General features: G+C 64.3%; 6 protein-coding genes and 1 rRNA gene. 5 read left to right on the top strand and 2 right to left on the bottom strand.

The window, feature by feature from the left end:
- Window positions 1-8: 8 nt before the first annotated feature.
- The gene (locus OMP44_RS07850) at window positions 9-1,007 is read right to left on the bottom strand and encodes a tripartite tricarboxylate transporter substrate binding protein (protein ID WP_187979160.1); all 999 of its coding nucleotides are present in this window, start codon (window positions 1,005-1,007) and stop codon (window positions 9-11) included.
- Window positions 1,008-1,299: 292 nt separating this feature from the next.
- Between OMP44_RS07850 and OMP44_RS07855 the strand changes: the two genes are divergently transcribed.
- From OMP44_RS07855 to OMP44_RS07870, 4 genes are all read left to right on the top strand, one after another.
- On the top strand, window positions 1,300-2,619 hold the full coding sequence (locus OMP44_RS07855; RefSeq protein ID WP_187979161.1) for an MFS transporter: 1,320 nt from the start codon (window positions 1,300-1,302) through the stop codon (window positions 2,617-2,619).
- On the top strand, window positions 2,612-3,562 hold the full coding sequence (locus OMP44_RS07860; RefSeq protein WP_280307257.1) for an amidohydrolase family protein: 951 nt from the start codon (window positions 2,612-2,614) through the stop codon (window positions 3,560-3,562). The genes OMP44_RS07855 and OMP44_RS07860 overlap by 8 nt, the downstream gene beginning before the upstream one ends.
- Entirely contained in the window at window positions 3,559-4,572 is a 1,014-nt protein-coding gene (locus OMP44_RS07865; RefSeq protein ID WP_273862518.1) for a 4-hydroxythreonine-4-phosphate dehydrogenase PdxA, read from the top strand. Before OMP44_RS07860 ends, OMP44_RS07865 begins: the two co-directional genes overlap by 4 nt.
- 97 nt (window positions 4,573-4,669) lie before the next feature.
- Window positions 4,670-5,845, top strand: coding sequence for an L-rhamnonate dehydratase (locus tag OMP44_RS07870; protein ID WP_280307259.1), 1,176 nt, complete (start codon window positions 4,670-4,672; stop codon window positions 5,843-5,845).
- Window positions 5,846-5,897: 52 nt separating this feature from the next.
- On the opposite strand, the gene OMP44_RS07875 is transcribed toward OMP44_RS07870, so the two are convergent.
- The gene (locus OMP44_RS07875) at window positions 5,898-7,847 is read right to left on the bottom strand and encodes a UvrD-helicase domain-containing protein (RefSeq protein ID WP_280307260.1); all 1,950 of its coding nucleotides are present in this window, start codon (window positions 7,845-7,847) and stop codon (window positions 5,898-5,900) included.
- Between the two features lie 595 nt (window positions 7,848-8,442).
- Here OMP44_RS07875 and OMP44_RS07880 point away from each other — a divergent pair.
- Window positions 8,443-8,658 (top strand): 16S ribosomal RNA (locus OMP44_RS07880); the annotation flags it as partial.

Genomic DNA, 8,658 nt, shown 5'->3' on the forward strand with positions numbered 1-8,658 from the left:
TGCGCCGATCAGCGCTTGAGCCAGCCCGCGGCCTCGAACACCGGGGTGACCCGGGCGCTGTCCTGGGCGATGTAGTCCTGCAGCGCCTGGCCTTCGAGGAAGGTCGGCACCAGGGCATTACGCTCGATGTAGGCCTTGAACTCCGGTGTCTGGCTGACCTTGCGCAAAAGCTCCACATAGAAGGCGCGCTGTTCGTCGCTGACGCCGCCGGGCAGCAGCACGGTACGCGGGAAACGGTATTGATCGATGCCCAGGCCCTGCTCCTTGCAGGTGGGCACGTCGGACCAGGCCTGGGTCTCGGTGACCTTGGCGGTATAGGCCATGCGCGTCTGGCTGAATACGCACAGCGGCACCACCTGCCCACCACGCCACTGGCTCAGGCTCTCGCTGGGGTTGTTGACGTTGGAGGTGATGTGCTTGCCGGCCAGCTGGGTCGCCGCCTCGCTGCCGCTCTTGAAGGGGATGTAGGTGAGCTTGGTACCTTCGGTGCGATTGAGCAGCAGGGTCAGCGTCTGATCGACGTCCTTGGACTGGCTGCCCCCCATGCGCTTGCCGGCGGGATCCTGCTTGATGGCTTCGATGTAGCCACGGGCGTCTTTCCAGGGCGCGTCGGCGTAGCTCCAGAGAATGAAATCGTCTTCGGCGATGGCCGCCACCGGGGTGAGGTCGGCGAGCTGGTAGCCGAGCTTGGCGGTCAGCGGCAGCAGATAGACGTTGTTGGTGGCGATGACCAGTTTGTCCGCCTCGCCCTTGGCCAGCTTCATCTCCAGGAAAGCCTCGGCGCCATTGCCGCCGCCCTTGTTCATCACCACGGTGCTGGCGTCGAGCAGCTTGTGCTGGGTGATGATCGACTGAATCAGCCGACCGAGCTGGTCGGTGCCGCCACCGGGGCCGCCGGCGACGACGATTTCCACCTTGCCCTCGGGCTGCCAGGCGGCTTGGGCCACGGGAGACACCGCAGCGGCCAGGCACAGGGGGAGGGCGGCGAGCAGAGAGATGCTGCGCATGGGACTACCTCTTTCTTGTCGTTGTTTTGGGTGGGCCGAGTGTGCGCAGTCCTGGGCAAGCCTGACCACTCAAAATAAGGCATGCACCGATAGCCTGAGGTTATGTCTCCGATGACTCCTTGTCCCGGGCCGCATGGCACAAGGGCTACAGCGAGTAGACACGGTCGACCTATATCCTGGGGCTATACACCTATGCGTAGATTTGATTAGACGGTTATCGATCTGGGTCCGATAGTCGATCTCGCCAGCCGGCAGCTGAACACCCATAACAAGAATCCCAGGGGTCCACGCCATGCTCTCGACGTCCCGCTCATCACGCCTTGCCGATGCCGCCGTGCCGACGGCGCTGCAGGCTTCCCGCGTCCGCTGGCGCATCTTCGCCATCATCTTCGGCCTGACCGTCATCAACCTGGTGGACCGCGTGTCGCTGTCCATCGCCATGCCCACCATCGCCCGCGAATTCCAGCTGACGCCGGCCATGCAGGGCCTGATTCTCAGCAGCTTCTTCTGGGCCTATGCGCTGCTGCAGATTCCCGGTGGCTGGCTGATCGACCGCTATGGCCCGCGCCGGGTGATCGGCTGGTCCACCGGCCTCTGGGGCGTCTTCCAGACCCTCGCCGCCTTCGCCACCGGCGGGCTGTCGCTGATCTTCGCCCGGGTCGCCCTGGGCGCCGCCGAGGCGCCGCTGTTTCCGGCGGGTGGCAAGCTCAACTCCCTCTGGCTGGCCTCCAGCGAACGTGGGCGTGGCGCGGTACTGATGGATTGCGGCGGACCGCTGGGCGTCGCCCTGGGCGGTCTGCTCATCGCCTACCTGATCGCCGTCTTCGGCTCCTGGCGCACCGCCTTCTTCGTCGCCGGTATCGCCACACTAGCCATGGCCTGGCTTGCCTGGCGCTACCTGAGGGACGACCCGGCCGCCCACCCCGGAGTCAATGCCGCCGAGCTGGCGCGCATCAACGAAGGTCGCACCACCTCGATGGCCCAGGCCGCCAAGGCTGGCGCCCGGGGCCTGGGCATCGCCCGCCGCTCCCTGGCCGGCATCCTCATCGGTCGCGCCAGCTGGGCCATGGTGTTCTTCGGCCTGCTGACCTGGGGCCCCAGCTATCTGGCCCAGGCCCGTGGCTTCGACATCAAGGGCATAGGCGCCGCCACCTTCGTCATCTTTCTCTGCGGGGCGGCCGGCTCCCTGGTCGGTGGCTTCCTCTGCGACCTGCTGGTGCGCAAGGGCGTGCGCCGTGGCCTCGCCGCCAAGGGGCTGCTGTCCTGCTCCGGCCTGGTGGCGCTGGCAGCCTTCCTGCTGCTGCCGCGGCTGACCGATCCCTATGCCGCCGTGGCGCTGCTGTCGCTCACCGCCTTCTTCCTCATGTGGGGCAGCCTCTACTGGAGCTTTCCGGCACTGCTGGCCGCGCCGGCACGGGTCGGCCTGATCGGTGGGGTGATGAATCTGGCCGGCAGCCTGGGTGGCATCGCCGTGCCCATCCTGGTCGGCCTGCTGCTGCAGCACCTGGGTGGCTACCCGGCGGTGCTGGGCTTCTTCGCCCTCTGCTCCGGCCTGTTCATCCTCGGCACCCTGCTGATCGCCCTGGACACCCAGGAGCTGGCCCATGACTGAGCTCTACAGCGGACCCATCGTCGATGCCCATCATCACTTCTGGGAGCCCGGGCGCAATTTTCACCCCTGGCTGTCCGGTGCGGAAACCATCCCGTTTCGCTATGGCGATTACAGCGCCATCAGGGGCGACTATCTGCCGGAGCACTATTTCGCTGACGCGGCGGGCCATGACGTGGTCCAGACCGTCTATGTCGAGACCGAGTGGGATCCTCGCGATCCCCTGGGTGAGACCCGCTACATCCACGCCCTGGCGCGCCGCCATGGCGTGCCCAATGCGGTGGTCGCCCAGGCCTGGCTGGATGCCGAAGACGCCGCCGAGCTGCTCGCCGCCCAGGCCGCCTTCGAACGGGTGCGCAGCGTGAGACACAAGCCCGGTGGTCCGGCGCGTCCCGAAGACGTCGGCAGCCAGCGTACCCTGATGAGTGACGACAGCTGGCGCCGGGGCTATGCCGAATTGCAGCGCCATGGCCTGCACTTCGATCTGCAGACGCCCTGGTGGAATCTTGACGAAGCCTGTCGCCTGGCGCGGGACTTCCCGGCTACCCAGCTGATCCTCAACCACACGGGGCTGCCGTCCGATCGCAGCGCCGAAGGTCTGGCCGCCTGGCGCGCGGCCCTGGCCCGCCTCGCCGAATGGCCCAACGTGGCGCTGAAGATCTCCGGCCTGGGCCTCGCCGGCCAGCCGTGGCGCGCCGAGGACAACGCCTGGATCGTCCGCGAGGCCATCGCCGTCTTCGGTGCCGAGCGGGCCATGTTCGCCAGCAACTTTCCCGTCGACCGCCTGTGCGGCAGCTACGACACCATCATCGGCGGCTTCAAGCGTCTGGTGGCCGAGCTGCCTGCCACCGCGCAGCGCCAGCTCTTCCACGACACCGCCCGGCGCCTGTATCGCCCGGAGGCCGACGTCATCCGCCTGGACACCTACCTGAGGACTTCCGCATGAGCAATTCTCCGCTTCCCCGCCTGGCCCTGGTGCTGGGCGACCCGGCCGGCATCGGTCCCGAACTGATCGCCCGCCTGCTGGCCGATCCCGAGGTGCGCAGCCGCGCCCGCCTGGTGCTGATTGCCGACGAGGAGGAGGCCCGTACCGGCATGCGCATCGCCGGTTGCGAATACCCCTATCGCCGCATCGACAGCCTGGATGCCCTCGATTTCCAGGACGACATACCGCTGCTGTATCCCTACCACGGCGCCGCCGAGGGCGCCTTCCCCCGCAGCGAGGCCAGCGCCGTTGGTGGCCGCTACAGTCTGGACACCCTGGCCGTCGCCCTCGACCTGACCCGGGCCGGGCACACCGACGCCATCCTCTTCGGTCCGCTGAACAAGACCTCGCTGCACCTGGCGGGCATGGGCCATAACGACGAGCTGCACTGGTTTGCCGAGCACCTGGGCTACCAAGGGCCATTCTGCGAATTCAACGTGCTCGACGACCTCTGGACCTCGCGGGTGACCTCCCATGTCGCGCTCAAGGAGGTCCCCGGCCTGCTCAGCGAGGAGCGGGTAATCGAGGCGATCCAGCTGATCGACAACGAACTCAAACGTAGCGGCCTCGTCCGACCGCGCATCGGTGTCTGCGGGCTCAATCCGCACAATGGCGACAACGGCAGCTTCGGCCGCGAGGAGCTCGACCTCATCGGCCCGGCCGTGGAGCGTGCCAGGGCGCTGGGCATCGCCGCCGACGGTCCCTATCCGGCGGACACCATCTTTCTCAAGGTCCAGGGTGATAACCGCGCCTTCGACGCCGTGGTGACCATGTACCACGACCAAGGCCAGATCGCGATCAAGCTGATGGGCTTTTCCCGCGGGGTGACGGTGCAGGGTGGCCTGCCCATTCCTATCGCCACGCCCGCCCACGGCACCGCCTTCGACATCGCCGGCCAGGGCCGCGCCAACGTCGGCGCGACCCGTCAGGCCTTCGAGATCGCCTGTCGCCTGGGCGCGTCTCGCCACTGACTGATAGCTACCGGGGCGCTCCAGGCGCTACCTGAATTCGCCGAACCGGCTCGTGGAGCCGGCCGGCCTGACTCATGCTCGAAAAAAGGAAAGTCCGATGAAAATTACCAGCGTCCGCACCCGCGTCTTCGAATGGAAAGGCAAGGTCGTCCCGCCCCAGGCGCACTTCTGCACCAATGCCACCGACATCCTCTATGAGCGCGGCGACGCCATGGGCTCCTTCCGCTTCCACGGCTGGCTGGTGGTGGAGATCGAGACCGACAGCGGCCTGGTCGGTCTGGGCAACTGCGCCCTGGCGCCACGAGTGGCCAAGGAGATCATCGATCTGTACCTGACCCCCATCGCCATGGGCCAGGATCCCTTCGATAACGAATACCTCTGGCAGAAGATGTACCGCCGCACCCACGCCTGGGGCCGCAAGGGCATCGGCATGGCCGCCATCTCCGCCGTCGACCTGGCGCTCTGGGACCTCATGGGCAAGGCGGTAGACAAGCCGGTGTTCAAGCTGCTGGGTGGTCGCACCAAGGAAAAGATCCCCTGCTACGCCTCTAAGCTCTACGCCAACGACAATCTGGATCTGTTCCTGGAAGAGGCCCAGGGCTATCTCAACCAAGGCTTCGACGCCCTCAAGATGAGATTCGGCTACGGGCCCAAGGACGGCCCCGCCGGCATGCGGCGCAACCTCGAACAGGTCCGCGCCTTGCGCGAACTGGCCGGGCCCGACGTCGACATCATGCTGGAGTGCTACATGGGCTGGACCCTGGAATACGCCCGCCGCATGCTGCCCAAACTGGCCGAATTCGAACCGCGCTGGCTGGAAGAGCCGGTCATTGCCGATGACATCGAGGGCTACGTCGAACTCAAGAAGATGGGCATCATGCCCATATCCGGCGGCGAGCACGAATTCACCTCCTACGGTTTCAAGGACCTACTCGAACGCCGCGCGGTGGACGTCATCCAGTACGACACCAACCGCGTTGGCGGCATCACCGCCGCGCGCAAGATCAACGCGCTGGCCGAAGCCTGGTCCGTCCCGGTCATCCCCCACGCCGGCCAGATGCACAACTACCACCTGACCATGGCCAGCACCGCCTCGCCCATGGCCGAGTTCTTCCCGGTATTCGACGTGGAAGTGGGCAACGAACTCTTCTACTACGTCTTCAAGGGAGAACCCCAGCCGGTCGGTGGCTACCTGCAGCTGGACGACGACACGCCCGGCCTGGGCCTGGAGCTGTCCGAAGAGCACCTCAAGGATTTCGACGTGATCGAGTAGCAGCCGTCTCACGTTCCTACGGCGGGTGACAGCACCTGCCGCGCTACCTGACTCAGCCCGCCAATATCGCCGCCGCCCCCCGTGGCTGCCGGGTGTACCACAGCACCCGGCTGACCCCGCGGGTCACCGCCACATAGCTCAGGCGCAGCGCTTCGTCGGCCATGGCAGCGTCATAGCTCTGCTGAAAATGCCCACTGGCGGCATAGAGGGCATTGCGCAGCGGATGGGGCTGCTGAGGCTGGCCGTCGTCCAGCACAATCGCCACCTCGGCCTGCAGGCCCTTGGCTCGGTGAATGGTGCAGGTCCGCACTCCGGGCTGACGGCCCAGCTGCTCGTTGATGGCTTTCAAGGGCGCGTTCAGACGACTCATTACCATGACCGCGCAGCGCTCCGGCCGCTCTCGTTCCGCGGCATAGGTCCTTTGCGCCTCGATCTCGCCCAACAACGAAGCCAACTGACGAGCGATATCGAATTGGGGTACGACCCTGACCCCGTGTCCCTGGGCATCCGCAACGCGGAAGGCTTTAGTTTTCTTGGGTTGCTTGTGGCGCACCTGGGTCAGGATGCGTTCACCGTCAGCCACGATGTCCGGTGAAGAACGGTAGTTGGTCCCCAGCATCAGCGTCTGGCTGGGCGTCTGGCCTGGAAACCAGCGATCGAAGTGGATGAACAACTCCGGCGAGCTGCCCCGCCAGCCATAGATGGATTGCCAGTCGTCACCGATAGCCATCAGCGAGGGCGCAACTTTTTCCTCGGCGAGCCTGCGCTGTACCTGCTGCAGCCAGAGGGCGATCTGCGGCGAGATGTCCTGGAATTCGTCGATCAGCAAATGGGTGAAGGGCTGCAGGCGGGCAATCAGGGCGCGACTGGGTTTCTTGTCCAGGCGATCCGTCAGTACGGCAAAGGCGGTATTGAAGGTGATCAGCCGTTGTTCCTTCAGCAACTTGCCAAAGTGGCGCCAGAACTGCTGCATGGCCTCCAGAAAGATCCGGTCCCGCGTCGAGCATTCCAGTTGGTTGCTCTTTATGGAGCCGACCCGCAGTCCCAGGGTCTCGGCGAATGAAGCCTGGCCATAGAAGAGGTCGGGCAGCGGTTGTGGTTGGCGTTCGCCATTGAGGACGAAGGGCTGCAAGGGCGGGGCGCCAGGTGGCTCTTCCTCATTGGGCGCCGCCAGTTCCAGCAACAGATGAACCCGACGACGAAAACCGGCGTCCTCGCGGTAGCAATTCTCGTAGGCCTGTATCAGGAGCTGGCGTTGGCCTTCGTTCAGCGTGGCGCCAGCCAGCATGCCGTTATCCGGTTCATCCTCACCTTTCGATTGGGTGGACAACTGCTCGAACCACTGCGTCGCCCTCAGCTCTGAGCGCGCCAGTTGTGCCAGGGCCGAGTGAAAGGTTCTCACCAGTTCGCGTGCCGCCTCTTCATTCAGCGGAACCTCCCAGAAGGCCAGGACGCGCTTGAGCTGCGCGCGCAACTCTTCGCAGGAAGCCTTGGTAAAGGAGATGACGGTGAGTTGCTCGCGCGGGATCTCGAGGTGGCACAGCATGAACACCACCCGCAGTACCAGTGTCGTGGTCTTGCCCGAACCGGCACCCGCGAAGATCCGCGTCGCCGGGGCGCGAGCCAGGATCATCTTCCATTGTTCCGGCGACGGTGGCTGGATGATGCCCTGGGTAACGGCCTGCTCGACGCGCATCTTCATCCGCTGCTCCTGAGAGCGCTTCACCGTGAAGGCGGAACCATAGAGGGCGGTGGGGGAGGGGGCAGCCGGGGCAACCAGCGTGGGCTGGCCAGTCGACTGCTCCCTCTTCGCCCCTTTGCTGGCGGCCTTCGGCTCGGCCTGGCGTTTGGGGGCTTGGGCCGGCTCCGCCTTCTTGCGGCTGCCTGGCTTGGTATCTCCCTTAATAGGTGGCTCTCCTTTAAGGAAGAGCGTAGTGCGGGGAAACCAATCGCCAAGCGCGTTCCTTAGCTGTTGTCGGTAGCGAGCCAGGATGGAAGTCATGCAGTCCTCGAAACATCGTCTGCGCGCATCTTACCTTGCACGAGTGACAGGTCGCTTTCCGAGGACCCTTTTGCTCCCTGCTGAAAGTTTCTTGAAATAACCTGTTGACCTGTCCTGAAACTCCCCTATAATGCGCCCCACTTCCGGCGCAGACGCTGAAGCGGCTTGAAAATCAAGCACTTAGGTCTGAGCCGGGCGAGGGGTCCACGGATTCTTCGCTGTTTGGTCTTCACCTCCGGGTGATGACGGGATGAAGCGGAGGGGGTTGACAGCGTCTTGGGATGCTGTAGGATTCGCCTCCCGCTGCCGAGATTGGCTAGACCAGTCAGGCAAGCGCAAGTGGTTGAGTTGAAACGAAAAAGTTCAAATCAACGCTTGACAGGATGTGAGGACAGCGTAGAATGCGCGCCTCGGTTAGCGACACGGTCGCAACCAACTGCTCTTTAACAAGTTGAATCAAGCAATTCGTGTGGGTGCTTGTGAGATAAGTCTGATGTCGCAAGATTATCAGCAACACAAGTAACTCGTGAATTCATGAGTTTTTTGCGATTGCTGAGCCAAGTTTAGGGTTTTCTCAAAACCCGATCAGTCTACTTAACTGAAGAGTTTGATCATGGCTCAGATTGAACGCTGGCGGCAGGCCTAACACATGCAAGTCGAGCGGATGAGAGGAGCTTGCTCCTCGATTCAGCGGCGGACGGGTGAGTAATGCCTAGGAATCTGCCTAGTAGTGGGGGACAACGTTTCGAAAGGAACGCTAATACCGCATACGTCCTACGGGAGAAAGTGGGGGATCTTCGGACCTCACGCT

It is taken from the genome of Pseudomonas flavocrustae, from assembly GCF_029872515.1.
In the GTDB taxonomy this organism is placed as follows: domain Bacteria; phylum Pseudomonadota; class Gammaproteobacteria; order Pseudomonadales; family Pseudomonadaceae; genus Chryseomonas; species Chryseomonas aestiva.